Source organism: Corynebacterium sp. HMSC06D04 (genome assembly GCF_001807315.1).
GTDB lineage: Bacteria > Actinomycetota > Actinomycetes > Mycobacteriales > Mycobacteriaceae > Corynebacterium > Corynebacterium simulans.
The window spans coordinates 12,418-38,881 of sequence record NZ_KV788531.1 but is presented as its reverse complement, the minus strand read 5'-3'; the positions used below and the strand labels follow the sequence as shown (position 1 = coordinate 38,881).

Here is a 26,464-nt window from a genome sequence, read left to right as displayed (position 1 = left end):
GGAACATCAATCTAACTGCACTGAAGTTAAGACAACTTGGGATCGATGTAAACGTGCAGTAAATTTTTAGCACCCTTGATCGGGTGCTTGGAGGGTGAGGTGGTTAAGTCGCCCTTTCAAGACTGCATTAAACGGTCTGATGATGAACGAAGCTAACGTTCCCAGTCAAGATGGGATGGGTGATTTCCAGCTTTCAAGCTGAGCGATGACGGTGGGAGCGTTGCGTACGAGAGTAGTTTTCCACGACAGGTCACCCTTTTTTTGAAGCCTTCCAATCAGGGTGATGGGATGAACCCCTAGGTGGCTGGCTTGTTCTTTAATCCAGGATGAGTGCACACGATCAGGAACCGCCGGTAGAGGGCTAGAGATCGCGAGTTCGCTGGCCAGCTGGTCTGCCTCGGCTTCATTATTGGCACTGTCATCTGATAGGTCATCGAGGATGACCTCGCCATTATCGACAAGGTGACCCAATAATATATGGGCTGTTTCATGCAGGATGGTAAATAGTATCTTATCGAGCCGCCTCCCTCGTCCTGATATGCCAATCACGGGGTGCCCGTCGACCATCATGGCGCAGCCATCGAGTTTTCCTCCCGGAAAAGCCTCCACATAAACAAGCCTCACCCCCGTCTCGGCGAACAGAGTCTGGAACTCAGCAAACGCCAGCGGGTCACGCGCTCTACTCGACAGCGTCCGGGCGAGGTCTTCTAGTGCCTTACGGGAGTAGGGGGCAGCGTCGAGGGCGCTGGCAGTTGCTCTAACACAAGCCGCCCACGCTTCCTGCAGAACGGTGACATTTTCCTCGTGGTTACTGCGGCGGGCGGCGAAGCTTATTCCCAAGGGATCTTCAAAGGATTTTTTGCCAAATAAGTTCAGCACCTCGTATGCCTGACTCTGGACGTCGGTGGCTGTGATGTACCCCCGCTTGACGAGCAGGGGGACGGGGGCCAGCTCTCGTAACTGTGCGCGGGTTTTCACGGCGTTGAGGTTGTCCTGTATCCGGTCGTCCTGGGACTGTTTCCATAGCAGATAGGAGTCCTGGAGGTTAAGCCAGAATTCCGCGGAGGTGCCCAGGGCGGCGCCGATCTGGGCTGCAGATTCGCGCGTAATCTCCTTCTTTCCAGAAATAATCTCCGAGACAAACTGTGCCGGACGTCCGAGCACCTCGGCAAAGTCGGCTTGAGTCCAGCCGCGTGCGTCTAGCTCGTCAGCGAGGATCTCTCCGGCTGGGAATAGCTCCGCCGCAATTGGAGTATTCATGAGTTCACCTTCTCTCAGTGGTAATCCACCATTTCAATAACGATGACCACGCGGCCATCGCTGTTGGTTGTGAATTTGAGGATGAGCCGAAACTGCTTGTTCAGGCGGATAGAAGAGGTCCCGGCTCGGTCGCCTTTCAGTTGTTCCAGATGTAACGACCGCATGGCCCGCAGGTCACGTTCGTCCACGGCTCCCTTCAGGATCTGGATTTTCTTGCGATATGCCTTAATGATGTCCGAACCCCATCGTTTGGGGATGTAGGAGGCATCCTCGGCCACTCGTTGAAGTTCGTCGTCCTCGAAGAGGATGCGCACCAAGTCCACCTCGTCCAGTTCGCTAGCGCCGCGCCCATCTGACGTGACTCATTCTTCTCTACTCATCTAGCGCTCATCACCCATCGTGTGAAGTATAATATCCCAGATATTCCGTTTCTGCAAGATGGGGCCAGGCATGAAAAAAGGGGCACCTCGCTGCAACGAAGTGCCCCGCCGGCAAGTCCTGAGAGCTGTCAGAATCCATGCATCTTCTGATGCAGTAGCGGAGCATCTCTCCCCTCGGGCTGATTGACTCGAGAGGGGAGAGAATGGCAACCATTTGACGCCAGGTGCGCACGGTCCGCAAGGGGCCAGTGGCCGTCAGGGTCACCACCGTCAAGACCTGGACCGCTACGATCAAGCCGCACAAGCTGGGGTGCTAGCTGCCTCGTCCCGGGAATCATCCGCCTGTTAGGAAGGGAGGGGAGAGTGGCTCGCAACCCCAACCAGACCAGAAGGTCTGCAGGGAAGGCGTCCAGTAAGGTGCTGCGCGGCAAGAGTTATAGTGCGGCTGCGAAGAAGGCCGCCGGCAGCGTACTGTCTCAAGCGTCGCGGTAAGTAGCTGCACAAAGTCTGGTGTGGCCCGTAGATGAGCTCCGTCTGTATGCATCGACTGTTGGTCAAGACCGGTGGCGGTACTTAGCGAGAGTGGACTGGCAATTTCCCGTGTTTGAGGTGTTAGTTCAGAAATCGGACCCTCATTTGACCGACTTTTCAGCGGCTGAAAGCTATGTTGTTCAAGCCAACTCAGCAGACTAGTTTCGAAGAAGCGTGATTGTGCGCATAGCCCTAATTCGCTTGTAGCTAAGCCAGACCGCTGAGCCTCTTCGAGAAGCTCGCCAATTTCGCTAATCATAAGCTGAGTTTGTCTACTGGGTTCGGGAAGAGTCCTTCTTATTCTTAATTTGCTCAAGTGGAAGGTTTATCATTGCCCGGTCGTGGAAGTTTTTCCGGACCCCATATTGACATTATCGTTTTTGCTGAAATGAATGTTCCCACGCCGAAAGTGAGGGATACAAGCGCTGCGCTTAATAGGTAGTTTTCAAACCCTCCCGGTTTAATCCATATAAAGAAAACAATGGAACAGAATAAACTAAAAGCGCCAAGCTTCACTTTGGAGCCCAGTGTCTTTTCATTTTCCCTAAAGTAGCGACGGTGGTTTATTGTGGTAAAAATAATTCCTGTAATTAGGCCCCAAATGAGTCCTGCCGCCAAGGCGGGAACGGCTACTAGTATCACTGGTTTTCCAGGGGGGTGGATGAATCTCGTTTAGCTTGTTCTTGTTGCAGCTGAAGAAGCACAGTTTCTGGAATGCCCTCTCGGGAAACTGGGGCATTCAAATCAACCAGCGGAAACTCGTCTGGGTTCCATTCGGCTGCAAGCCGATCTGCATCAATGTACTCAGATTCGGGAGATGGGCCGACGGGGTTTTGTAAAGACATAGTCCTTGTTGAAGAAATGTATTTATCACTGGCGAGGTAGTCTACACCCTAGATGGACAGTTCGGGAATTGCATTCGACGCATTTGACCCATTGTCCGCTGGGGTAGGTACATGGATAACGAAACAAAACCGGCGAACCACAGCATTAAAAAAGAAAAAGTCTTCCGCATCTTCACCGACACGGTTAGTGGTTCGTCCACCCAGCACCCTGGACTCGACGGGGCACTTCATATCGCCGCCTACACACTGATCGACGGCAAGAGCTACTACAACCAAAAGACAACAGACTCACCTAGCAATTGGGCAAGTGAAAACGAAAAACTCGAGACACCGACCGGAACGATGTCTCGAGACTTCGCACGGTGCCCCAGAGTGGATTCGAACCACCGACACCGGCTTTAGGAGAGCCGTGCTCTATCCCCTGAGCTACTGGGGCGGGGGTTGCTTTAAAGCAACGCAATTAGGTTACCAGCACGGTATGTGGCTGCGTTAAATCGGATGTTTAACTTCGGCGTTTGTGTGCTGGAGGCGGCAGCTACTTGAGCTATTCGCACTATTCGGCGGAGCCGTCGAGCTCAGCGAGCTTCTTGCGCACGGCGGAGGCAGCCGGGTTGGTAACGGAGGTGCCGTCGGAGTAAAGCACGGTTGGCACGATGCGGTTGCCGTCATTGACGGACTTGATCCACTCGTTGATGTCCTCAGTGCCTTCGGCCTCGACGTCGACAAGCGCGTATGGCGTCTCCGTGCGGTTCAGCGCCTTGAGCAGCTTCGCGCAAAACGGGCACCAGTCGGCGTAGAAGATCGTGACGTGCTCGGTGGTTTCGGGAGTTGCGACGGTCATTTAAGCGGCGTCCTTTCGTTCATAAGTTAAAAAGCGGTATTTAATCGGCAGCTCACTCGGCGGCTGCCCCGGAATGGCCAGGTGGCCCTTTTCAGAAGTGAGCCAATCAGTGCTAGCCGCCAAGCCGAAAGTCTCCGGAACTGCGGGGGCATAGACTGCGTCATCACCGTAGACGTCCCCGATGTTAACGCCCATCAACGTAATTTCGATGACGTCGACCTCATCCAAGGTTGAGGCATATAACTGGCCGCCGCCGATGATCCAGGCGTCGGAAAGCGTGGAAGTTACGTCGTTGAGGTTGCTGGTTGTGCTCGCCCCAGCGGACCATTGGCCCGGCTCCTTGCGGGAGAGAACATAGTTATCGCGGCCTGGCAGCGGGCGAAACTTCGGGTTTAGCGATTCCCACGTGCGTCGGCCCATCACTACGGGCGAGCCCAGCGTGACCTCCTTAAAGTGCTTGAGGTCCTCTGGTACGTGCCACGGCATGACGGAGCCATCGCCGATGATGCCGTCCAGGGACTGCGCCCAAATAGCACCCAGCATTAGACGGAAACCTGCGCTTTGATGGTGGGGTGTGGGTCGTAGCCTACGACCTCGAAATCGTCGAAGGTGTAGTCGAACAACGAGTCAGCCTTGTGGAGCTTGAGCTGCGGATAGGGGCGTGGCTCGCGGGAGAGCTGCTCCTTGACCTGCTCTAGGTGGTCGTTGTAGATGTGGCAGTCGCCGCCGGTCCAGATGAGCTCGCCGACCTCCAGGCCAGCCTGTTGCGCAAACATGTGGGCCAGCGCAGCATAGGAAGCCAAGTTGAAAGGCACGCCCAGGAACATATCCGCCGAACGCTGATAGACCTGCAGGGAGAGCTTGCCGTCTGCGACGTAGAGTTGAAATAGCAGGTGGCAGGGCATAAGCGCCATTTTGTCTAGTTCTGCCACATTCCAGGCGGAGACCAGGTTGCGACGAGAATCCGGATTATTCTGCAGTGTGTCCAGAGCCTGCTGGATCTGGTCAACATGCGTGCCATCCGGGGTAGGCCACGAGCGCCACTGGACGCCGTAGACAGGGCCCAGCTCGCCATCGGCGTCAGCCCACTCATTCCAGATGCGGACGTTGTTGTCCTGCAGCCACTTCACGTTGGAATCGCCCTTGAGGAACCACAGCAGCTCGCCGATAACACCGTGGAAGTAGACCTTCTTGGTGGTCAGCAGCGGGAAAGACTCCGCCAAGTTATAGCGCAACTGCGCTCCGAAAATTGAGCGCGTGCCGGTGCCGGTGCGGTCACCTTTGTCCGCGCCTTCTTCCAAAACTTTGCGGAGGAGGTCCTCATATGGGGTCTGGATCATGGTTTTCAAGTTTAGAAGCCTTTTTGCTGAAACGCCTAAAAGGTTATGGAACGCCTAAAAGCCGCCGTTTTCTTCGGCATAGGCAGCAGCGTGCTCCAGGATTTCATCGGCGAGTTCCGGTCGGCAGATGAGCAGGTCTGGGATGAAGGTGTCCTCGTTGTTGAAACGAATTGGAGAGCCATCCAAGCGGGAACAGTGCAGGCCCGCTGCCATGGCAACGCCCACCGGCGCAGCCTGGTCCCATTCGTACTGGCCGCCAGAGTGGATGTAGCCGTCAAAGTCACCGAGCAGAACGTGCATTGCCTTGGCGCCGGCAGAACCGATGCCGACGGTTTCAAATCCCATCTTCTCCCCAATATGGGAAGCCACCTGGGGCGGACGGTTGCGGGAGACTACAAACTTCTTAGAAAGCGGGCCGGTAACGGCCCGGGCATCGGAGGAGCGGAAGGTCACGCCCAAATCTGGCATGGCCACGGCCGCATGCTGTGGCATGCCGTTGACCACGAGTGCGATGTGGACAGCCCAGTCTTGGCGGCCGGTGGCAAACTCCTTGGTGCCATCGAGGGGATCGACGATCCACACGCGTTCCTTCTTCAAACGGCTGAGATCGTCTGCTGCTTCCTCGGAAAGCAGGCCGTCTTCGGGGCGGTGTTGCGAAATTACCCGGGTGATCCATTCTTGTGCGGCTTCATCGCCGGCGTCGCCAAGCGCGAGGCCGCGCAGCAGGCCACCGTTGCGCACACCTTTGAGGATCTCACCGCAGCCGTTGGCTAGTGAATTGGTCAGGCGGGAATCAGAAATCTCGACGGTCATGCATGCTAGATTACCGCGCACGATAAAGTAAGGCATGAACAAAAACGTCCTAACCCGCTTCCGGCCCCAAGTCCGGCAATGGTTCGAGGACGTTTTCGCAGCGCCCACGCCCGTACAGCGCGAGGCATGGGAGCAGATCTCATCCGGCAACCATGCGCTCGTGGTCGCCCCCACCGGCTCCGGTAAAACCCTGGCGGCGTTTTTATGGGCCCTAAATTCCCTCGTGGAAAAGGAAGGCCAAACTGCACTGCCCGTAGGACAGCCGGCAAAGGGCGGCAACTCAGGCGTCAAGGTTTTGTATATCTCCCCGCTGAAGGCGCTTGGCGTGGACGTGGAAAATAACCTGCGTGCTCCGCTGAACGGTATCGCTCGTGCAGCAGAACGATTAGGACTTGACGCCCCCGACATCACCGTCGGCGTACGCTCCGGGGATACACCTTCTGCAGAACGCTCCCGGCAGGTACGCCGCCCGCCGGATATCCTCATCACCACTCCGGAGTCGGCTTATTTGATGCTGACCTCGAAGGCCGCGGGCATCCTATCTACCGTCGATACCGTCATCATCGATGAAATCCACGCCCTGGCTGGCACCAAGCGTGGCGTGCACTTGGCGCTCACGCTCGAGCGGCTGGCGGCCGTGGCGGGGGAGTTCCAGCGCATCGGGCTATCGGCAACGGTGCGCCCGCTTTCTGCAGTGTCGAATTTTTTGGGCGGCGACAGGCCCGTGGAAATCGTGGCACCGCCGGTTGAAAAACGCTGGCAGCTTGATGTCCACGTGCCTGTGGAAGACATGTCGGATCTGCCCACCCCAGAGCAAGGCTCCACTATCGGTGAGATGACAGTGGATGATCCACTGGGCATTACTGGCCCCGCGGCGGTGGCTGATTCGGCATTGCCCACCGCGAAATCCATTTGGCCGTTTATTGAAGAAGACCTTTACGGCGAAATCATGGAGCATCGCTCCACGCTCGTGTTCGTGAACTCGCGGCGTACCGCGGAGCGCCTGACCTCCCGGCTCAATGAGCTTTATGCCATGGAGCATGATCCGGAAAGCTTGTCGCCTGCTACGCGCCGGGACCCAGCGCAGCTGATGAAGCAAGTCGACGTCGCCGGCAAGGCACCTGCCGTCATCGCTCGCGCACACCACGGCTCGGTGTCGAAGGATGAGCGCACATTGACTGAAACGATGCTCAAGGAAGGAACACTGCGAGCAGTGGTGGCCACCAGCTCGCTAGAGCTGGGCATCGACATGGGCGCGGTCGATCTAGTGGTGCAGGTGGAATCACCGCCTTCGGTAGCCTCTGGTCTGCAGCGTGTGGGCCGTGCCGGGCACTCCGTGGGCGCTGTATCGCAGGGTTCTTTCTATCCGAAGCACCGTGCTGACCTTGTGCAATCCACTCTTACCGTGGCGCGTATGCGCGAGGGCCTCATCGAGGAGATGCACTCCCCGCAGAATCCGTTAGATGTGTTGGCACAGCAGACCGTGGCAGCCGTCGCCGCCGCCGAGGTTGCTCCGGTTACCTCCCCAGATAATGCGGGTGGCCTAGATGTGGATGCCTGGTACGCCATGGTGCGCCGCGCGTGGCCTTATCGCGATTTGGCCAGGGAGGTATTCGATTCCGTCATCGACCTGGTCTCCGGCGTCTATCCCTCCACGGACTTCGCGGAGCTCAAACCCCGCGTGGTCTTCGACCGCATCACTGGCCGGCTGAGCCCGCGCCCTGGTGCGCAGCGCGTGGCCGTTACCAACGGCGGCACGATTCCGGACCGTGGAATGTTTGGTGTCTTCCTTCCTGCGGGGGCAGAAAATGCCGCGCCCCGGCGCGTGGGTGAGCTCGACGAGGAGATGGTCTATGAATCCCGCGTGGGCGATATCTTTACCTTGGGTGCTACTAGCTGGCGCATTGAGGAAATCACGCGCGATCAGGTGATTGTCACCCCTGCGCCGGGGCACACTGGCCGGTTGCCTTTCTGGAATGGCGACCAGGCAGGGCGTCCTTATGAGCTGGGCAAGGCCTTGGGTGCGTATCGCCGGCAGGTGCACCTTTCTCCAGAGATCATCCAGGACGCAGATGGGCATGCGGTGGATAACATCGTGGCCTATCTGCAGGAACAGCATGAGGCCACGGGTGTTATTCCGGATGAGAAGACCTTGGTTCTCGAGCGTTTTAAGGACGAACTCGGGGATTGGCGCGTGGTGTTGCACACGCCGTTCGGCCGGGGTGTGAATGCCGCCTGGGCGCTTGCGGTGGGGCAGCGGGTGGCGGAGCTGACCGGCATGGACGCGCAAGCAGTGGCTGGCGACGACGGTATCGTCCTGCGCTTGCCCGAGGGGGAAAAGGAGCCGGATGCTGCGCTTTTTCTTTTCGACGCCGATGAAATTTCGGACATCGTGGCCGAGCAGGTGGGCGGTTCCGCGCTCTTTGCCTCGCGTTTTCGTGAGTGTGCCGCGCGTGCGCTGTTGCTGCCGCGCCGCAATCCCGGCAAGCGCGCGCCGCTGTGGCAGCAGCGTCAGCGGGCAGAACAGCTTCTCGACGTCGCGCGGAAGTACCCTTCCTTTCCCATCATCCTGGAGACGGTCCGCGAGGTCCTGCAGGATGTCTATGATCTGCCGGCGTTGACGGAAACCATGCGCGAGCTGGCTTTGCGTCGCATTCGCATCGCGGAGGTGACCACAGAGCAGCCTTCGCCTTTTGCTTCGACGCTGCTGTTTAATTACACCGGCGCCTTCATGTACGAGGGTGATTCTCCGCTGGCGGAAAAGCGGGCGGCGGCGCTGGCGCTTGATCCGGCGCTTCTGGCCAAGCTTTTGGGCACGGTGGAGCTGCGGGAGCTTTTAGATCCGGAGGTCATCGAGCAGGTGCATGCCCAGCTGCAGCGCACCTCCGCGGAGCGTCGGGCCCGCACGACGGAGGAAGTCGCGGACCTGCTGCGGGTGCTGGGGCCGATTCCGGTGGAAGAGATGGCGGAGCATGCCTCGGTGCCGCTGAGTGCAATTGATTCTCTGGGCGCCCGCGTGATGCGGGTGCGCATTGCCGGACGCGAGCACTTCGCGCAACCTCTTGATGCGCCGCTGCTTCGCGACGGACTCGGCGTGCCCGTCCCGCCTGGTGTTGCCGCGCAACAGTCCACCATCACCGATGCCTTGCAACAGCTGGTCTCGCGTTGGGCACGCACCCGCGGTCCTTTCGTGCTGGGGGACTTGCAGGCGGCCTTTGGCCTTTCGGCCTCGGCAGCACACACCGCGCTGGCGAGTCTCGATAGCGTGGTGGAAGGCCGCTACCGCCAAGGAATCGAGGAGACCGAGTACTGCGCTGCGGAGGTCTTGCGCACCATTCGCTCGCGCTCGCTGGCAGCGGCACGCGCTGCAACGGAGCCTGTTAGCGCCGCCGCTTTCGGACGCTTCTTGCCCGATTGGCAGCAGGTAGCGCCCGTGGGCAAGCGTCCTGCGCTACGCGGGGCGGATGGCGTCTACAGCGTGATTGAACAGCTCGCCGGCGTGCGTCTGCCAGCCTCTGCGTGGGAGTCGCTGATTCTGCCGACGCGCGTGGGCGATTACTCACCGACCATGCTCGATGAGCTGACCTCTAACGGCGAGGTGCTCATCGTGGGCGCTGGCAAGGCTGGCACGAATGACCCTTGGATCATGTTGCTGCCGGTGGACTATGCGGCGCAGTTGGCGCCGCAGGTTAACCCGGATGAACAGGGGCTGAGCATGTTGCAATTAGCGGCGTTGGAGGTCCTGCGCGGTGGCGGCAGCTACCTGTTCAACGATATCGCGGCGCAGGTGCCGGGCACTGCCGAGGAGCTGCGGGAAGCGCTGTGGCAGCTGGTAGAAATGGGCCTGGTTAGTCCCGATTCCTTTGCGCCAATCCGCACACACATTGCCGCGGCCGGCTCGCGCTCGGGAGCAACTGCGCACCGCGCTAAGCGACGCCCCACCCGTTCCCGGCTGCGCATGGGACGCACGTCCTTTGCCCAAACGCAGGGCCTCGGCGGGGCCGCAACCGCCCCGGACGTGGCCGGCCGTTGGGCTGCTTCCGTGTCAGGCCAAGGCGTCGACGCGACGAGCCGCTCCGTAGCACACGGTGAGGCTTGGCTTGACCGCTATGGCGTGCTGACTCGGGGTTCCGTGGTGGCCGAGGACGTGCTCGGCGGCTTCGCGCTGGCCTATAAAGTGCTCTCTGGCTTTGAGGAATCTGGCAAGGCGATGCGCGGCTATGTGATTGAAGGGCTTGGCGCGGCGCAGTTTTCTACTCCCGCGGTCATCGATCGCTTGCGTGGTATGAACGATTCTCCCGACGTGACGGGCTGGCCATCTGGCACTGCGAGCACTGCGGAAGTTAATACCTACGTGCTCGCCGCGACGGATCCCGCCAACCCATATGGTGCAGCCCTTGCTTGGCCGCAGCGCGATGGCGCGGACAGCGGCCACGGCCCCACCCGTAGCGCCGGTGCCCTAGTGGTGCTGATGGACGGGCTCTGCGTGGCGCATCTAACCCGCGGTGGAAAGACGCTGACAACTTTCTTGGACGCCCTGCCTGAAGACATCGATGCTGATGAAGTGCTTGGCAAAGTGCTTGAAGGTCTCACGGAGCTCATCGCCGCAGGGCGTTTGAGCCCGCTGGTGATTGAGAAAATCAACGGAGCGCCCGCATTCGAATCGGAAATCTCCACTCGCTTGCGAGGCCTTGGCGCAGGTATCAGTCCCCGCGGCGTGCGGATCTCGGCCAAGGCTGCGCCGCCGCGCACGTCCCGCCGCATCGAAGACAACCGCAGCGACCCCTGGCAAAAGCCCATGGAGCCACGCCGCGGCCGAAGCGTTTCGGAAGCTCTGGCGGAGCTACCGGATTTAAGCTTTAACGATCCTCCCGAACCAGGCCGTGGCGCGCCGGGTGGATTTCGTCCGCGGGGCAGCCGCCGCTAGAAACAGGACTCAAACGGTAAAACCAGGATGGTAAATCCGAGACGGTAAATCCATGTGCCACGGGCCTCAGCGGCTACCGGGTACCTCATCTTTAACGAGCTGGTTTTGCCATCTAGTTAGACTGGTTGCATGCCAGAAGGTGATTCCGTCCTGCAGTTGTCCAATAAGCTGCAGTTTATGACCGGCCGTGAGGTCACCGGGGCGTCGCTTAGGGTGCCCCGGTATGCCACCGTGCATTTGGAGGGCAGCACAGTTTCTCGTGTGTGGCCTTATGGAAAGCATCTTTTCATGCAGTTCGCGCGGCCCGATGCCGAAAGCTTGGTGCTGCATACTCACTTGAAGATGGAAGGCCAGTGGGCCATTCACTACAAGGGCGATAGGTGGCGCAAGCCGGGCCATAGTGCGCGGGTGGTGCTGCAGCTCGCTAGTAGCCCGCGCGATATTGAGCTGGTGGGCCACTGGCTGGGCATGGTCGAGGCCTATCCTGCCTCCTTGTACAACGAGCGGATTTCGCATTTGGGCCCAGATATCTTGAGCGAGCAGTGGGAGTCTGAGGGCGCGGACGAAGCCGCGCGGCGAATCTTAAGCCAGCCCACCCGTACCATTGGGGCGGCGCTGCTGGATCAGAAAAACGTGGCCGGAATCGGCAACGAATACAGGGCGGAGGCCTGCTTCATCGCGGGCGTGCACCCAGCCCTTCGCGTGGCCCAAGTGGATGTGCCGCGGATTCTGGAGATATCGCGGCGCATCATGTGGGCCAACCGCAACTCCCCAGTGCGCGTGACCACGGGTGTGCGGCGCGCCGGGGAGACCACCTATGTCTTCGGCAGAAATAACGCCAAGTGCAGGCGGTGTGGCACGCCAATTGCCAAGTCGACGCTCGGCGGCGTTGACGCCGGCGGGGAAGAAGGCGAGCTGGAGCGCATCATCTGGTGGTGCCCGCATTGCCAGCCCTATTCCCGGGCCGGGGCTTAATTAGTTTCGAGCCAACCGTTAAGTGCTAGGCGCTTAGCGGTTGGAGCGGTACCAACCAATGAGCTCGTCGGTGGATTGGTCGCCGGATGCGGCTTCCTCCTTGCCGGAGACTGCCGGCGCCAAGTCATTAGCCTGCTGCTTGCCCAGCTCCACGCCCCACTGGTCAAAGGAATTGATATCCCAGATAACGCCCTGGGTGAACACGATGTGCTCGTAGAGCGCGATGAGCGCGCCCAACACAGCCGGGGTCAGCTGCTCCGCCATGATGGTGGTGGTCGGACGGTTGCCTGGCATGACCTTGTGAGGAACCAGCTCAGGGGCAACGCCTTCCGCCGTGATTTCCTCGGCAGTCTTGCCGAATGCCAGAACCTTGGTCTGAGCAAAGAAGTTACCCATCAGCAGATCGTGCATGGAGCCGGTGCCGTCGGCAGTAGGGAAATCCTGCTGCGGGCGAGCAAAACCGATGAAGTCCGCCGGGATAAGGCGAGTGCCCTGGTGGATAAGCTGGAAGAAAGCGTGTTGGCCGTTGGTGCCCGGCTCGCCCCAGTAGATTTCCCCAGTGCCGGTGGAAACTGCGGTGCCGTCGCGGCGAACGGACTTGCCGTTGGACTCCATGGTCAGCTGCTGTAGATAAGCAGGGAAGCGGCCTAGGTCCTCAGAATAAGGCAGGACCGCATGGGTCTGTGCGCCGTGGAAGTCGGAGTACCACACGCCGAGCATGCCCATCAGGACCGGTAGGTTCTGCGCAAGCTCCGCGGTGCGGAAGTGCTCGTCCATCGCATGGAAGCCGGCAAGCATGTCCGTGAAGTTATCCGCGCCGATGGTGCACATCAGGGACAGGCCGATGGCGGAATCCATGGAGTAGCGGCCGCCCACCCAGTTCCAGAAGCCGAACATGTTCGCAGTGTCGATGCCGAACTCGGAGACTTTCTCGGCGTTGGTCGATACAGCAACGAAGTGCTTGGCCACTGCCGCCTCATCACCCAACTTATTGATGAGCCACGCGCGCGCCGCGTGCGCATTGGTCAGGGTCTCCTGGGTGGTAAAGGTCTTAGAAGCAATGATGAACAGAGTCTCCTCAGCTTCTACCTGGTCCAGCGCTGCAGCCATGTCAGCCGGGTCAACGTTGGAGACAAAAAGTGCCTTGATGCCGGCGTCTTCGTAGCTGCGCAGCGCCTTCGAGGCCATGGCCGGGCCCAAGTCGGAGCCGCCGATGCCGATGTTGACCACGGTGCGGATCTTTTTGCCCGTATGCCCCAGCCAGCTGCCATCGCGCAGGGAATCAGAAAAGGCACGCATGCGGCCCAAAACTTCGTGAACGTCAGCTACTGCGTCTTGGCCATCGACGCTAAGCTCCGAGTCTGCCGGCTGACGCAGGGCGGTGTGCAATACGGCGCGGTCCTCAGTGTTGTTGATGTGTTCGCCGGCGAACATGGCATCGCGGCGGCCTTCTACGTCTGCAGCCCGTGCAAGTTCTACCAATGCCGTGAGGACATCGTCATCGACCAGGTTCTTGGAAAGATCGACATGCAGCCCCGCAGCGTCGAAAGTTAAGCGAGCCGCACGCTGCGGGTCAGCGGCGAAGAGCTCACGTAGATTGAGGTCTTTCTTCTCCGCAAAGAGCTGCTCAAGTGCGTTCCACTGGGGCTGGGTGGTGATGTCCATTACAAGGGCCTTTCTGGCTTTAGTCAGACACTAAAAATTACGGATACCACCGTAGTCCACGCGGGAGCATTTTGCCGTTAGCTACAGGACCATTGCTGCAATCCAGCCGGCGATGAGAAGCGGGATATTAAAGTGCAGGAAGGTCGGGATGACCGAATCGCGGATGTGATCGTGCTGGCCGTCCGCGCCGAGGCCCGCGGTGGGGCCGAGGGTGGAATCGGAGGCGGGGGAGCCGGCGTCGCCAAGCGCGCCTGCGGTGCCGACGATGGCCACCGTCGCGGCGGGGCTAAAGCCCAGTGACATGCACAGTGGAACATAGATGACGGAGATGATGGGAAGCGTGGAGAAGGAAGAACCGATGCCCATCGTCACGACAAGTCCCACGATGAGCATGACCGCGGCGGCCATCATCTTGTTGCTGCCGAAGATATCGCTGGTTGCACTCACCAGTTCCTCGACCTGACCTGTGGCTGTCATGACAGAGGCAAAGCCCTGGGCAGTAATCATGATGAAACCGATGAGCGCCATCATGCGCATGCCATCGGAGAAAACATCGTCTGCTTTGCGCCAATCGATGGCGCCGGTGACCAACATGATGCCAAGTCCTGTCAGGGCGCCGACCATAAGACCATCGGATTCGAAATCCATCGCCTGCATCGCAATCTGCACGCCGAAGGTGGCGATGATGGCGACAACGCAGACCCAAATCTTGTAACGCGACGGGGCTTCTTCGGTTGGCTCTTCATTGCTGAGCGGGGTATCGGCGTAATCGCGGGGTTTGCGGTAGCTGAAGAACATGGCAATCAGCAGGCCAGAGAGCATACCAAGGGCAGGAATTCCCATGACATGCATGATGGAAATGCTTTCGGTATTAAGGCCTGCTTGGCCGATGTTGAATAACAAAATGTCATTCAAAAAGATGGAGCCGAAACCTACCGGTAGGAACATGTAGGTGGTGACCAGGCCGAAAGTAAGGCAGCAGGTAATCAGACGTCGGTCGATGCGCAGGGCATTCATGACCTTGAGCAGTGGCGGCACGATAAGCGGGATGAACGCGATGTGCACGGGGATGACGTTCTGGCTCATCACAGCCATAGCGATGAGGCCGGCGACCAAGATCCACTTGGTGGCTTGTGCTGCGCTTGGCGACGCCCCGTCCCCGCCGATCCGCCGAATCAAGGCGTTGGCGAGCAGCTGCGGCACGCCCGCCGCGGCGACCGCCATGGCAAAGGCACCCAGCAATGCATAGCTCAAGGCAATTTTGGCACCGCCACCGAGGCCCTCCTGGAAAGCGACCATGGTGGCGTCGAGTCCCATGCCGGAAAGCAGGCCGCCCGTCAGCGCGCCAAGGAATAGTGCGACAACAACATGCACACGCAAAAGCGCGAGGACGAGCATGACGATGACCGCGACAAGAACTGCATTCATGGCGAAGAGATTACTGTATTTTATCCAGAAAAATGAAATTTATTGAAAGGTTTAGCCGAGTTTTCCGCGGCCCATGCGCAGCAGTGCAGAGGCGATGGCTGGGCCTTCCTCACCGAGCTCGTCGCGAAATTGGTTGAGAATGGCAATCTCGCGGGTGTGCACCAGCTTGGTGCCGCCGGCGTTCATGCGCGTGCGCCCGATGGTCTGGGAGATTTCCGTGCGGCGCTTCGCAGCGTCGAGGATAACGCGATCCAAGCGGTTGATTTCCTTGCGATAGTTCTGAATCTCCGCATCGCTCAAGGGATCATCGGTGCCGGAGGGCATGCGGATCTCCATGCCGTTGTCCACAACGTTGGTATCGAGGCTATTGGCGTGTGCGGAGTTTTCAGTCGGGTTGTTCGCAGAGGACATAGCCCAAGATTCTGCCACTTAGAAACCAAAAAGGAAACTGCAGCAGATAAATTCGAATTCCCCTGCATAAGGCGTGTTATGAGGGGATGTCCGGTGGTGCTAGTAGGTTGGTAGGCACTATGAGTAATGCGTCTGAATTCTCCCCAGCTCCACGCCCAGATGGAAAAAATTCTGCCAACAGCCAGCCGGATCTTTTTGGCGGCTTCGGCGGTTTCGGTGGGCCCGCTCGGCCTGCCGCGCCGCAGCCACAGTCGGGTGGCTTTGGGGCTCCTACTTCGAGGGGACCTGCTGCTGGTGCTGCATCGAACCCAGCTGGCGCGCCTGGCGCTGTGGACCCCGATCCGCTTACTGAGGGCCTGAACCCGCAGCAGCTTGAGGCGGTAACGCACGCTGGTTCGCCGCTGCTGATTGTGGCGGGTGCGGGCTCTGGTAAGACTGCTGTGCTTACCCGCCGCATTGCTTATCTCATGCGCAATCGTGGGGTGGCTCCGTGGGAGATTTTGGCTATTACCTTTACCAACAAGGCCGCCACGGAGATGAAAGAGCGCGTGGGCCAGCTGGTGGGGCCAGTGGCCGAGCGCATGTGGGTTTCTACCTTCCACTCCATCTGCGTGCGTATCCTGCGCCAAAACGCGCAGCTGGTGCCAGGACTGAACACCAACTTCACTATTTATGACGGTGATGATGCACGCCGCCTTTTGACCATGATCGCCAAAGACATGCAGTTGGATCTAAAGAAGTACACCGCCCGCGTGCTGGCCAATCAGATTTCGAATCACAAAAATGAGCTGGTCTCGCCGGCTGACGCTTTGGCAGAAGCAGAAAAGACCAAGAATCCTTTCGAGATTACGGTTGCACGCGTCTTCGATGAATATCAGCGCCGCCTGCGTGCAGCTAACTCCGTGGACTTCGATGACCTCATCGGTGAGGTAGTGCGTATTTTCCATCAGCACCCACAGGTGGTGGATTTCTATCGTCGCCGCTTCAAGCACGTTCTTATTGATGAGTATCAGGACACCAACCATGCGCAGTATGCGCTGGTTTCTGCATTGGTGGGTAGGGGAGAGCTAGGCCCCGATGCACCAGAATTGTGCGTGGTGGGTGACTCAGATCAGTCCATTTATGCCTTCCGTGGCGCTACGATCCGCAACATTCAGGAATTCGAGCGTGACTATCCGCAGGCGCACACCATTTTGTTGGAGCAGAACTATCGCTCCACTCAGACCATTCTGAACGCGGCGAACGCTCTCATCGCGAAGAACGAGGGCCGCCGTGAGAAGAACCTGTGGACTGCGCACGGCGAAGGCGCGAAGATCGTCGGCTATGTCGCCGATAACGAGCATGATGAGGCCCGTTTTATTGCTTCTGAGATCGACTCTCTGGCAGATAAGGGTCGCGCCTATTCCGATATGGCGATCATGTACCGCACGAACAATGCCTCGCGTGCGTTGGAAGATATCTTTGTTCGCTCCGGAATCCCGTACAAGGTTGTGGGCGGCACTCGCTTCTATGAACGCCGCGAAATCCGTGACATGGTGGCTTATCTGCGCATCATTGATAATCCGGATGACACAGTGAGCCTGCGCCGCATTATCAACGTTCCAAAGCGCGCCATCGGTGATAAAGCACAATCCCAGATCGCGCTGCATGCAGAGAACCTGGGAGTGAGCTTTGGAAAGGCCCTGTACGATGCCGCCGCGGGCAACATTGCGGGCATGGGCACACGAGCCGTTAATGCAGTGTCGAAGTTCAACGAGATGATGGAAGGCATCCGCGCTCAGATTCCGAGCATGATTAACGAGGTTACTCATCAGCCGGATCTTGGTGATCTGCTCAGTGCCGTGCTCGATGCAACTGGATACCGTGCGGAGTTGGAGAACTCGAATGATCCGCAGGATGGCGCGCGGCTGGATAACCTCAACGAGTTGGTTTCCGTTGCCCGAGAATTTAGCTCCGAGGCGGCTAATCAGATGGCGTTTACCGGAGCCGACGCTGTAGAAGATTTAAGCCCAGAGCTCGCCGAGGGGGAGGCCGCCCTACCCGGCTCGCTCCAGGCTTTCCTAGAGAAGGTGTCTTTGGTAGCTGACGCAGACCAAATCCCTGACAACGAAACTGGCGTGGTCACGCTGATGACCTTGCACACTGCCAAGGGCTTGGAATTCCCAGTCGTCTTCCTCACAGGCTGGGAAGATGGCCAATTCCCGCACATGCGCTCTTTAGGGGATCCAAAAGAGCTCAGTGAGGAACGCCGCTTGGCTTATGTGGGCATCACACGCGCTCGCGAGCAGCTCTATCTCACCCGCGCAATACTTCGCTCGTCCTGGGGTAACCCGATGACGAATCCGGCCAGCCGCTTCCTCGCCGAGGTCCCCGAAGACCTCATCGACTGGCGCCGTGAAGAACCAGACAGCTCGCTGTCTAGCGCATGGGGCGGAGATGATTCCTACCAATATGGCCGCTCCTATGGCTCCGATTGGTCCGGCTGGGGCAGAACCTCACCGCGCGCTACGTCTTCCCCTTCGCAACGCACGCGTAAGCCTGCTCCTGCCAGCTCGATGCCTAAGAACAACCAGCTGAATTTAGTTGTGGGAGACCGCGTCAACCACGCCAAGTACGGCCTGGGAACGGTCATCGATGCCTCCGGTTCCGGTCCACGCGCCACGGTGACGGTGGACTTCGGAAGCGCCGGCAAAGTGCGCTTGATGCTCATCGGCGGCGTGCCGATGGAAAAGCTTTAAGCGCTTTTAGGCGGTTCGCTTAGATGTTGATGCCACGCTGAGCGAACCAGTCGACCGGGTCCACGGCTGCGCCGCCGCCCGGGTGCACCTCGAAGTGGAGGTGCGGGCCGGTGGACTGACCCTCGTTGCCGATCACGGAGATCTGCTGTCCAGCAGAGACTCGGTCGCCGACGTTTACGAGGAGCTGGTCACCTGGCATGTGGCCATAGACGGAGATGGTTCCATCGTCGTGCTGGATGCGGATCCAGTGGCCAAAGCCTTGAGCCGGACCAGAGGAGATAACTTCACCGTCCATGATGGAGTAAATCGGCGTGCCAATCGGGTTGGCAATATCGATACCGTTGTGGAAGGCGCCCCAGCGCGGGCCGAAGCCGGAAGTAAGAGTGCCGGAAGTAGGGAACACCACGGTGTTGCCCGCGGAGTCCTGGCTCTTCGTCGGTTTTAGGCCGGAGTGGTTGCCGGAAGGTGCGAAAGCCTGGGCAAGCCCCGGAACACTCGAAGGGTCGAGAACGATGTTCAGCGCGCCGCCCTCATTCGATACCTCTGGGGTAGCAGCGCCCGCGAGTACGCCGGCCGTGGACTTGGTCAGCCCAACGAAGGCGTCGATAAGCGTTGCGTTATCTGCATTTGTAGATACTTCTGGCTGTGACGAGCCATCAGAGACGTCTACGCTAGCTGCCGGCTGCGCGGCAGAGGCGGTAGCGCCCATGGTGGTGGCAAGGGTGGCGCAAACTGTCAAGGCAGTAAGCGCCACAGTCTTGCGTGCGCGGGAATTGCGCTTCATAACTTCAAGTCCTTTTCATGACGGAGCATGGTCGGGGTGGCTCGGTTAAGCCTTTAGTGCCAAACGGACGCGTTTCGACACGCCGAAAAAGTCCAATCCGGAATATCGAGGCCGTTTATGGCAACGAGATAAAGTTATCGAGCTTTTCGTACTGTTGCAATTGTGAAAATTGCAGGTAAAGACAGGAAATGTTCGAAAATTATTCGAACATGCCAGCATGTTACACATGTTACTAATGTGAAAATAGTTACGACTGTGAAGTATGGGTTTAGGTTGTGGGGGTGGATATTGGGGGTGACGTTATGGGGCTGCCAGGATTCATTCAGTAAAAGCCCCTCCTGAGCTGCGACAAGGCCTGTGCCTAGACTTGGTACAGGCCTTGCGTTCGGGTCAATTTGCTGTTGTGGCTCTTGGGCTAATCGTTTTGTTCAGCCTCGACTGCACTTAAGCGCCGGTGCACCAACCAGGAACCGCCCGCGCCAAGCAAAGGCACTATGAACACGCCCGCAAGTTGCCACCAGTCCATGCTGTAGAGATCTCCCTGATAGAACAGCTCGTTTGCTTCGGGCCTGCCTGGCCGCGGCACACGAATCATGATGATTCCAATAATCTCGCCGACGATGAAACCGAGCGTCATGCCGATCGTGCCAACCAACCACGTGCGCCAAGCGGCGACCTTCGGCATGAGGGAAGGTTCTGCACCCAAAGACTCAAAGAGCTTTCCGCTGCGGCGTAGCGCTGCCGCGGAGTTGGCGATGATGAGCACTAACAAGATGAAGCCGATGCCCCATAGGGCAATGGCAGGGGCGTATTCCTTTGCCTTGCTCGTGGTCTTTGTGAAGGAAATCTCGTATTCGCCGCCGGTAGCGTTTTCTACGGCTTCTTCAATTTCCTTCTGTTGGCTGCGCTCCAAAGTCTTATCGAAGACAATCGCCGTGCCGATTCGGGAGGAGGAGATCTTTAGCTTCTTTGCTGCCGCAGGGCTAACCAACCTGAGATCGCGGCCCAACGCGGGAAGCGCCTCGACCGCAGGCAGCGTAGCGCTAACCTCTTCGCGCGGTTCGGTTTTGCCCTGTGGGGTTCGAACAGCGGTGAACTCGGCATGGTCGCGCCCATCGAGGTGGCTGTTATGGGTTAAGACAACTCCGCCCTTACGGAGTGTATCTGCCGCCGCTTGACGGTCAGCATCGCTGTCGAAGTTCCAGAGGTCGAGCGTTTCGGGCGTTGCTTCTAGCGTGCGGCCATAGCGAGTGAAGGCGCTAGACGGGAACCACGTCATCATGTCATGCAGACAATTCTGCCGTGCTTCTCCAGACTCATCGGTCCTGCGGCCATCTTTGTCAATGAAGGTAGCCTGCTCGACAGAGTCGTTGTAGGAAGTCTGCTCGCAGGTGTAGTCATATTCCATCTCGAGAGCAATATTTGGAATGGAAGAACCAGGAATAGAGGTGGAATTCCAATCGGTATATCCAAAAGTCTCAAGGGGCTTGCCAGGCTGCAGTGCAAGCGCACTATCGATGGCTCGCTGTTCCACCTTGTTGGCCGGTGCGCCCAAGTTCTTTTGATAATCCGTGTTTCTGACTATTGCTGAGGTGGAGGGATTTACTACCGTGTCCACCTTGTCCCACCATGCTTCGTCACTGCGAACGCCTACGGAACCCGCGGCCGCAGCTAAGGTTACGGCGATGAGCGCGATAGCGGTTGGGACCGTATGGAATCCACGTCGCATGAGATCGCGGCTGGCAATCCGCAAAGCGAGGCCGTGGTGACTGCATACGCGTGCGGTGGCATATACCAGCGCGGGAACGCTTGCGGCTGTGGCGAGGAAAGCCAGCAGGATGAGCAGTGAATAGATTGACTTACCGAATGGGGTAAGCAGCGCGATGAGGATAACGGGCAATGCGACAGGGCCGTATGCCATTTCCTTGCGCCAGTTGAGGATTCGATCCGGCATGCCGCCGTGGAGGGAGGGTGCAAGCGCCTGGCGGGCGGCGAGCCAAGCGGGCACCAGAGCGGCGGCCGTGGAAGCAACAATTGCGATAGCCCAGAGCGCAAGTGGATAAAGCAGTGGAACATCGAGCTTTACTCCAGGAAAACGCAGTGCCCCGATGGCATAGCTGCCTGCGAGTCCGAGCACTGCGCCGCTCGTGGCGCCGAGCAGGCCTGTGAAGAAGCCATAGGCTAATACGGCTGTAGCGATGTGCTTTGGTTGTGCGCCCTGTGCTGCCATGAGTGCGTACATGCGTGTATTCCGGCGCAAAGCGAAGCTAAACACTGGCGCGATAAGTGCAAGGAGTAGCGTAACCGCAAAAGCAAAAGAACTGGCGATGGCGATGAAGCTTAAGAAGGCTTCAAAATTTAGGTGGACGCCGCTATCGATTATCGTTGCTTCAGATAAAGATTTGTCGTAAATGCTAAAGCCTGCCGACTGCACCCGTGCGATGTCATTTTGGTTGAGCACGGTATCGCCCACGATGGCCCACGTAGCTTGCTCCGGGTGCTGGGCCAAGAACTCCGTGTTCGTAAGGACTGGTGCCGTGGCATAGCTCCTACCGCCGGGGATGATGCCCGCGACCTTTGCCTCCGATAAGCCGCCAGGGGTAGGGGAACTTATGCTGACAACATCACCTTTGTGTACTCCTAATGAACGCGCATCTGCATAGGACAACATGAGCGTTCCCTCGTCGGGGTGCGCGGAATCGATGAGGGGTTGTGCTTTAGTGGGCGGTAGAGCACTGTCGAATTGGGTGATCTGGATATTGGAGTGCTTTGAATCGTGCTGAACTCCCACGGTGACGGGCCCAAAAATCGGGGAGGGGCGCAGGTCACCAGGCAAGATTTCTTCTGCGCGGGAAGCAAAACCCGCTGCAGGTTCCAGGTGCACCGCTTTTGTATCTTCTGAAGCCGCCACGCCAATCGTGCGCGGATTGCTTGAAAATACGTTGTGGAACCTATCGCCATTGACGCCCAGTATGCCCAGGCACACCAAAACGGCGACGGGAAGTGCAACCAATGCCACCCCGGCTAGGCTGCGCCAGCGATGGGCCAACATGTCGCGATAGGTGGGGCGGGCGGCGGCTAAAAGAGCAGACATTGACTAATGCTCCTTTCCGCTGAGGACGCCATCGCGCATCATTACAACGGAGTCGGCCCATGCGGCGAAACGTGGCTCATGGGTAACGAGAAGCCCGGCGGCGCCAGCGTCGATGCGAGAGCGCAGCACCTTCATGACTTCTTCGCTGGTGGCGGTATCGAGCGCGCCGGTCGGCTCATCCGCGAGCAATACCTGGCGCGGGCCAATGAGTGCACGGGCGATTGCGGCCCTTTGCGCCTGACCGCCTGAGATTTCCTCAGGGAAGCGGTCAGCGACATTTTCCAGGCCTACTTCCGCAAGCGCAATTTCAGCGGCCTCGCGGCACTTCTTAGGGCTAACGCCATCTAATTCAAGGGGTAGGGTGACGTTCTCACCGATGCTGAGGGTGGGCACCAAGCTGAAGTCCTGGAAGACGAAACCTAGGTTCCGGCGGCGCAACTGAGCGGCAGCAGATTTGGACAGCCCCGCAGCATCCTCGCCGTTGACAAGCACGCGTCCAGAGGTCGGTGGCAGCAGGAGCCCAGCGACGTTGAGCAACGTGGACTTGCCGGAACCAGAAGGGCCCATGATGGCGATGAGCTTGCCGGGATGAAGCTGCAGGTTTGCCTCCTTAAGTGCGGTAACTTGGCGCGCACCAGAGCCGAACTCGCGGGAGACATTATGAAGCTCAAGTGGTAAAGGGTGGGTGGTTTCTTCGCTGTTATGCATGGTCTATTCCTCTGGTTGATTGGAAGTAGAAGCGGAGGTGTGGGGATTTAGAGCCTCAGCCCGGTCGAGCCACCGCAGCAGTGCTTCAAGGTCAAAGATTTCGCGTTCGAGGGCCAGCCGCGTGGCGCTGCGGGTTTCAGGTAATTCGGCGGCCTGCTGGTTTAGAAGCCGAAGCTGCTTCAGGGTGGCAAAGCGCTGGGCATCCAGAATTTCAATGGCATCGACGTCGCTGCGTTGGGCAGCGAGCGCTACCTTGAGGACGAGTTCATCTCTTTCGAGCGCATGCTTGGCGACGCCCCGCGTCCACCAGTCCGCAAGCTCCGCACGGCCTTGTGTGGTGATGCGATAGGTCGTGGCATGCCTGCCCGTGGGGCCTACGGCTGTGCCGTGCTCCTCGATGAAGTTGTCTCTTTCGAGTCGTTTTAGCGTTTGTGCAACTTGGCCGATGTTGAGTGGCCATAGTCCATCCAGCGCTTCCGCGAAGTGGCTTTGCAGCATGCTGGCGGTAGCTGGCTCAGCGCTAAGGAGCGACAAGAGAGAATGTTTAATGGACATATTTCCTGCCAGGGGGATGGATATAGATTTTGGAAAGTTGCCGGTCAAGCCGATAGTAATCATTGATTACCGGGTAACCTATAGCGTAGCTTACTGGGTAAGTAATGCGGCGGCAAGGGTGGGTGGCCAAAACCACGAAAGCGGCAACAGGAAGCGAAGTCCTGTTACCGCTTAAACCAGGTGAGAAGGAGGGTGGGAAGAAGGAATTTTAAAGGCTAGTGCTTTAGGAGATGTTGATTCCGCGGGCTGCGAACCAAGAGATTGGGTCAACTGCGCCCTGGCCTGCTGGGTGAATCTCGAAGTGCAGGTGGGAACCAGTGGAAAAGCCCATCGAACCCATGCCGGCAATCTTCTGGCCGGCGTGCACGCGCTCGCCAACTGCAACGTCCAGGGTCTGCATGTGGCCGTAGACGGTCATGGAGCCGTCATCGTGCTTGATGCGGATCCACTGGCCGAAACCGGAAGCTGGGCCGGAATCGATGACGGTGCCGTCCATAGCGGCGAGGATTGGGGTACCGACAGCGTTAGCGATGTCGATGCCAGAGTGGAAGGAACCCCATCGTGGTCCGAATCCGGAGGTGAAAGTGCCCTCGGCTGGGCGGACGACGGATGGTGCGCGGGATGCTTCATCGGCAGCAGCACGTGCCTCAGATGCCTGAACTGCCTTATCCAGCTGAGCAGAAAGATCTGCTACCGGCTTTGCCTCGGCAACGTTCAGGATCTGTGGGGCAGCGGCGGCAGCTTCCTTGGCGGCAGCCTGGGCGCCATTCTGAACGTCCTGCAGGGCGTCAGACTCGGTAGCAAGGTTGTAGTCGACGGTCTGCGCCTTCATGCCGGCATTGTCTGCCTGAAGATTGGCGGCCGCTGCGCCACCGACACCTGCGGTGGACACAGCTCCTGCAGCGACGGTCACCAGTGCTAGACGACCTTTCGCAGTCTGCGAGGTGGCGATCTGGCGGTGACGGCCGGCGTTCCGCTGAGTCTTGCTTCGCATGATTTCTTCTTCCATTGTCTTCACAATCCGCCAACCGCACCTGCACTAGAAACCAAAAAATTAAGCGTTACGTCTTTGGGCGGTTGGTTACTGGATTGTGACCTTCCTGTTACCAACGAGATGTAACAGTAGCGTCTCGAAATAATAACAGCAAGCCGTTATGGAAATTTTTCGACCTTTTCGGTGAAATTAGCTGGACAGGGGCCTGAAAGGGTTTGTGTCACACTTTAGGTAGAGCTAGCGATAATCGTAATTGGCCAGTATAGACGGTGTATGTTTGCTCAGAGTGCACGGTCATCACGGTAGCGTTAATGGTTGCTTTCCGTTCCATACAGTATATATTGCGCTGTTGTGCGCCTGAGCTAGCACCTTAAGGTTAGTGCGAAGTGCCGCCAATTCAGCTTGTTATCGTCGCGCCAACCCAAAATGGACGATGGGCCATGGCAAAGTGGACGCGATGAACAAAAACACCAGCCCTCAAACGCGGTCGGCTTCCCGTTCGCGCGCGCAAGTGCGCGGGCGCGGTGGCGCCGGCTCATCCAAACCAGCTGCACGCGTGGCCAACAAGGTTGGCTCCCAGGCGCGCGCCCGTCGAGCTACCGCGCCTACCACTTTGGCCGGGCGCATCCGCCGAATGCTGTGGACGGTGGCAATCCCTAACGCCGTCGTGGTGTTGGTAGTGCTTGCAGTGGCATTGGCGGCGCTGCTTTTAACAAGCTCGCCTTTGGCATGGCTGCCCACGATCGTTGCCGAAGCGTGGATGGTGTTTAACCTCGCGCCGATTTCGGCAGGCGGAATTGAGCTTTCCGTTTTACCGCTGCTGCCCGCAGGAATCTTATCCTTAATTGTCGGGCGCCGGATCCGTCAGGCGATCAAGCATAAGGTCAGCATCAAAGATCTTTTGGTCCTCTTAGGCTGTGTTGTCGGTGTGCCGTTGCTTCTCACGATCATCGCGTGGCTGATGTTGTGGGACGCCGGCAAGGTATTTGACGTCTCGCCGCCTAATTTCTTCGTGGTCTTGCCGCGCATGCTTCTGCTACATCTGTCGGCGCTGGCCGGTGGCATGGGTTCGCGCTTGTGGAAGGCATTGGCCAAACGTTTCGGTATGCCGCGCATGCTTGTCGACGCCGCGCAAGTAGCGCTGCGTTACCTCGGTGTGCTTTTTGCTGCCTCGGCAGTAGTGTGCCTCATCGTCGCCATTGTGGGCTGGTCCCGTCAGAGCGAGATGATGAATGCGTACCCGAGCATCGATGGCTTGGGTGGATTCCTGCTCTACCTGATTAGCGCTCTGTATATCCCAAACGCAGTTATCGGCACAGGCGGCATTCTGTCTGGTTCTGAATTCCAGTTCGGCCCGGAAAGCAGCATCAGCCTGTTTAGCATCCACATGGTTTCCTTGCCGCCGCTGCCAATCGTGGGCGTAGTTCCTTCTTCCATTGCGCCTTGGGCGGTGGGCCTTCTCGTTGTTCCGATCGCCTCGGCCATCTATGTGGTCTGGCGCGCACGCCGCCACGTGAACTTTTTCTTTGCGGTCGCTGCGAGCGCCTTTGTTGCTTTCTTTACCTTGCTTTTGAGCTACTTTGTTTCCGGCGTGCTTGGCATCTATGGCGCAACGGGCCTAAACGTGTGGACTGCAACGGGTCTCGTGGCGTTATGGTTTGCGGCAATCGCATTGGGCTTTGCCTGTGCCTTCGCAATCGGCGCCTGGCATGCATCCCGCAACGCCTCGGCAGCAGCCGCCGCAGAATCCGACAAGGCTGAGGAAGCTGCGGCGGACGCTGCATTTGCAGAAGCCGAAGCAGAAGAAGCTGAAGTGGAAGACGCTGAAGCTGAAGAAACTGCGCCAAACACTTCCGAAGGTGCCGTGGCGGAATCGATTAAACCGGATGCTGCAAGTGAAAATGCCACGGGTGAGGAATCGGCCGAAGAGGAGCCTGTGCCGGAAGAACCAATGGGTGCCCCTGAAGGGGAGTCGGTTGCAGACGCTCCAGAAGATGATGAGGCTGATGAAACAGCTGTAGAAAAGGCAAACGAATCGGCCGAAGAAGCAGCCGAAGAAGCAGCCGAAGAAGCAGCGGAAGAAACGGCAAAGTCCGCCGATTCTGGGGTAGAAGCGGAAGTCATCGACGGCGAAATTGTCGAAGAATTCCCGCAGGAGCCTCACAAGGACTAGGC

The 26,464-nt window shown here is 58.5% G+C and carries 19 protein-coding genes and 1 tRNA gene; 4 read left to right on the top strand and 16 right to left on the bottom strand.

The features are described 5' to 3' along the window. Positions 1-165: 165 nt before the first annotated feature. The 8 genes from HMPREF3155_RS03550 to HMPREF3155_RS03515 form a co-directional block, all read right to left on the bottom strand. Positions 166-1,260 carry a HigA family addiction module antitoxin gene (locus HMPREF3155_RS03550; RefSeq protein ID WP_070432586.1) on the bottom strand — a complete coding sequence of 365 codons (1,095 nt, stop codon included), beginning with the start codon at positions 1,258-1,260 and terminating at the stop codon, positions 166-168. Positions 1,261-1,274: 14 nt separating this feature from the next. After that, positions 1,275-1,574, bottom strand: coding sequence for a type II toxin-antitoxin system RelE/ParE family toxin (locus HMPREF3155_RS03545; RefSeq protein WP_246817657.1), 300 nt, complete (start codon positions 1,572-1,574; stop codon positions 1,275-1,277). 1,235 nt (positions 1,575-2,809) lie between these two features. Then, positions 2,810-3,016, bottom strand: coding sequence for a hypothetical protein (locus HMPREF3155_RS03540; protein ID WP_070432584.1), 207 nt, complete (start codon positions 3,014-3,016; stop codon positions 2,810-2,812). A gap of 363 nt (positions 3,017-3,379) precedes the next feature. Further along, positions 3,380-3,452 (bottom strand) — tRNA-Arg (locus tag HMPREF3155_RS03535). A gap of 117 nt (positions 3,453-3,569) precedes the next feature. After that, positions 3,570-3,857 carry a glutaredoxin domain-containing protein gene (locus HMPREF3155_RS03530; RefSeq protein WP_062035601.1) on the bottom strand — a complete coding sequence of 96 codons (288 nt, stop codon included), beginning with the start codon at positions 3,855-3,857 and terminating at the stop codon, positions 3,570-3,572. Next, on the bottom strand, positions 3,858-4,400 hold the full coding sequence (locus tag HMPREF3155_RS03525; RefSeq protein ID WP_070432583.1) for a dihydrofolate reductase: 543 nt from the start codon (positions 4,398-4,400) through the stop codon (positions 3,858-3,860). Continuing rightward, positions 4,400-5,206 carry a thymidylate synthase gene (locus HMPREF3155_RS03520; protein ID WP_210385636.1) on the bottom strand — a complete coding sequence of 269 codons (807 nt, stop codon included), beginning with the start codon at positions 5,204-5,206 and terminating at the stop codon, positions 4,400-4,402. The genes HMPREF3155_RS03525 and HMPREF3155_RS03520 overlap by 1 nt, the downstream gene beginning before the upstream one ends. A 45-nt stretch (positions 5,207-5,251) precedes the next feature. Further along, a complete protein-coding gene (locus tag HMPREF3155_RS03515) occupies positions 5,252-6,010 on the bottom strand; it encodes a 3'(2'),5'-bisphosphate nucleotidase CysQ (RefSeq protein WP_070432605.1) in 759 nt (252 codons plus the stop codon). 34 nt (positions 6,011-6,044) lie between these two features. Here HMPREF3155_RS03515 and HMPREF3155_RS03510 point away from each other — a divergent pair, with 34 nt between their 5' ends. After that, positions 6,045-10,937 carry an ATP-dependent helicase gene (locus HMPREF3155_RS03510; protein ID WP_070432581.1) on the top strand — a complete coding sequence of 1,631 codons (4,893 nt, stop codon included), beginning with the start codon at positions 6,045-6,047 and terminating at the stop codon, positions 10,935-10,937. A 129-nt stretch (positions 10,938-11,066) separates the two neighbouring features. Next, positions 11,067-11,912, top strand: coding sequence for a DNA-formamidopyrimidine glycosylase family protein (locus HMPREF3155_RS03505; RefSeq protein ID WP_061921212.1), 846 nt, complete (start codon positions 11,067-11,069; stop codon positions 11,910-11,912). Positions 11,913-11,945: 33 nt separating this feature from the next. Here HMPREF3155_RS03505 and pgi read toward each other — a convergent pair whose 3' ends face one another. The 3 genes from pgi to HMPREF3155_RS03490 form a co-directional block, all read right to left on the bottom strand. Next, positions 11,946-13,577: a glucose-6-phosphate isomerase gene (pgi, locus tag HMPREF3155_RS03500; protein ID WP_070432580.1), complete on the bottom strand. Its 1,632-nt coding sequence runs from the start codon at positions 13,575-13,577 to the stop codon at positions 11,946-11,948. An 81-nt stretch (positions 13,578-13,658) separates the two neighbouring features. Then, positions 13,659-15,005, bottom strand: a complete 1,347-nt coding sequence (locus tag HMPREF3155_RS03495) for a Na+/H+ antiporter family protein (RefSeq protein WP_061921217.1) — start codon at positions 15,003-15,005, stop codon at positions 13,659-13,661. Between the two features lie 51 nt (positions 15,006-15,056). Continuing rightward, positions 15,057-15,416, bottom strand: a complete 360-nt coding sequence (locus tag HMPREF3155_RS03490) for a chorismate mutase (RefSeq protein WP_061921220.1) — start codon at positions 15,414-15,416, stop codon at positions 15,057-15,059. A 119-nt stretch (positions 15,417-15,535) separates the two neighbouring features. On the opposite strand from HMPREF3155_RS03490, the gene pcrA reads away from it, so the two are divergent. Next, positions 15,536-18,154: a DNA helicase PcrA gene (gene pcrA, locus HMPREF3155_RS03485; RefSeq protein WP_083281234.1), complete on the top strand. Its 2,619-nt coding sequence runs from the start codon at positions 15,536-15,538 to the stop codon at positions 18,152-18,154. Between the two features lie 19 nt (positions 18,155-18,173). Here the strand turns inward: pcrA and HMPREF3155_RS03480 are convergent, their stop codons facing one another. The 5 genes from HMPREF3155_RS03480 to HMPREF3155_RS03460 all read right to left on the bottom strand — a co-directional run bounded on the left by HMPREF3155_RS03480 (position 18,174) and on the right by HMPREF3155_RS03460 (position 24,289). Then, positions 18,174-18,938, bottom strand: coding sequence for a M23 family metallopeptidase (locus tag HMPREF3155_RS03480; RefSeq protein WP_070432578.1), 765 nt, complete (start codon positions 18,936-18,938; stop codon positions 18,174-18,176). Between the two features lie 415 nt (positions 18,939-19,353). After that, positions 19,354-22,032: an ABC transporter permease gene (locus HMPREF3155_RS03475; RefSeq protein WP_070432577.1), complete on the bottom strand. Its 2,679-nt coding sequence runs from the start codon at positions 22,030-22,032 to the stop codon at positions 19,354-19,356. Positions 22,033-22,035: 3 nt separating this feature from the next. Beyond that, a complete protein-coding gene (locus HMPREF3155_RS03470; RefSeq protein ID WP_070432576.1) occupies positions 22,036-22,740 on the bottom strand; it encodes an ABC transporter ATP-binding protein in 705 nt (234 codons plus the stop codon). 3 nt (positions 22,741-22,743) lie between these two features. Further along, a complete protein-coding gene (locus tag HMPREF3155_RS03465) occupies positions 22,744-23,274 on the bottom strand; it encodes a PadR family transcriptional regulator (RefSeq protein ID WP_348967643.1) in 531 nt (176 codons plus the stop codon). A 244-nt stretch (positions 23,275-23,518) separates the two neighbouring features. Further along, positions 23,519-24,289 carry a M23 family metallopeptidase gene (locus HMPREF3155_RS03460; protein WP_061921490.1) on the bottom strand — a complete coding sequence of 257 codons (771 nt, stop codon included), beginning with the start codon at positions 24,287-24,289 and terminating at the stop codon, positions 23,519-23,521. A gap of 457 nt (positions 24,290-24,746) precedes the next feature. Here HMPREF3155_RS03460 and HMPREF3155_RS03455 point away from each other — a divergent pair, with 457 nt between their 5' ends. Then, positions 24,747-26,462, top strand: a complete 1,716-nt coding sequence (locus HMPREF3155_RS03455) for a cell division protein PerM (protein WP_210385635.1) — start codon at positions 24,747-24,749, stop codon at positions 26,460-26,462. Positions 26,463-26,464 lie beyond the last annotated feature (2 nt).

Excerpts from the sequence above, each read along its gene's own strand:
- HMPREF3155_RS03550 (WP_070432586.1), bottom strand. The coding sequence starts at position 1,260 with ATGAATACTCCAATTGCGGCGGAGCTATTCCCAGCCGGAGAGATCCTC.
- HMPREF3155_RS03540 (WP_070432584.1), bottom strand. The coding sequence starts at position 3,016 with ATGTCTTTACAAAACCCCGTCGGCCCATCTCCCGAATCTGAGTACATT.
- HMPREF3155_RS03530 (WP_062035601.1), bottom strand. The coding sequence starts at position 3,857 with ATGACCGTCGCAACTCCCGAAACCACCGAGCACGTCACGATCTTCTAC.
- HMPREF3155_RS03525 (WP_070432583.1), bottom strand. The coding sequence starts at position 4,400 with ATGCTGGGTGCTATTTGGGCGCAGTCCCTGGACGGCATCATCGGCGAT.
- HMPREF3155_RS03515 (WP_070432605.1), bottom strand. The coding sequence starts at position 6,010 with ATGACCGTCGAGATTTCTGATTCCCGCCTGACCAATTCACTAGCCAAC.
- HMPREF3155_RS03510 (WP_070432581.1), top strand. The coding sequence starts at position 6,045 with ATGAACAAAAACGTCCTAACCCGCTTCCGGCCCCAAGTCCGGCAATGG.
- HMPREF3155_RS03505 (WP_061921212.1), top strand. The coding sequence starts at position 11,067 with ATGCCAGAAGGTGATTCCGTCCTGCAGTTGTCCAATAAGCTGCAGTTT.
- pgi (WP_070432580.1), bottom strand. The coding sequence starts at position 13,577 with ATGGACATCACCACCCAGCCCCAGTGGAACGCACTTGAGCAGCTCTTT.
- HMPREF3155_RS03495 (WP_061921217.1), bottom strand. The coding sequence starts at position 15,005 with ATGAATGCAGTTCTTGTCGCGGTCATCGTCATGCTCGTCCTCGCGCTT.
- HMPREF3155_RS03490 (WP_061921220.1), bottom strand. The coding sequence starts at position 15,416 with ATGTCCTCTGCGAACAACCCGACTGAAAACTCCGCACACGCCAATAGC.
- pcrA (WP_083281234.1), top strand. The coding sequence starts at position 15,536 with ATGAGTAATGCGTCTGAATTCTCCCCAGCTCCACGCCCAGATGGAAAA.
- HMPREF3155_RS03480 (WP_070432578.1), bottom strand. The coding sequence starts at position 18,938 with ATGAAGCGCAATTCCCGCGCACGCAAGACTGTGGCGCTTACTGCCTTG.
- HMPREF3155_RS03475 (WP_070432577.1), bottom strand. The coding sequence starts at position 22,032 with ATGTCTGCTCTTTTAGCCGCCGCCCGCCCCACCTATCGCGACATGTTG.
- HMPREF3155_RS03470 (WP_070432576.1), bottom strand. The coding sequence starts at position 22,740 with ATGCATAACAGCGAAGAAACCACCCACCCTTTACCACTTGAGCTTCAT.
- HMPREF3155_RS03460 (WP_061921490.1), bottom strand. The coding sequence starts at position 24,289 with ATGCGAAGCAAGACTCAGCGGAACGCCGGCCGTCACCGCCAGATCGCC.
- HMPREF3155_RS03455 (WP_210385635.1), top strand. The coding sequence starts at position 24,747 with ATGAACAAAAACACCAGCCCTCAAACGCGGTCGGCTTCCCGTTCGCGC.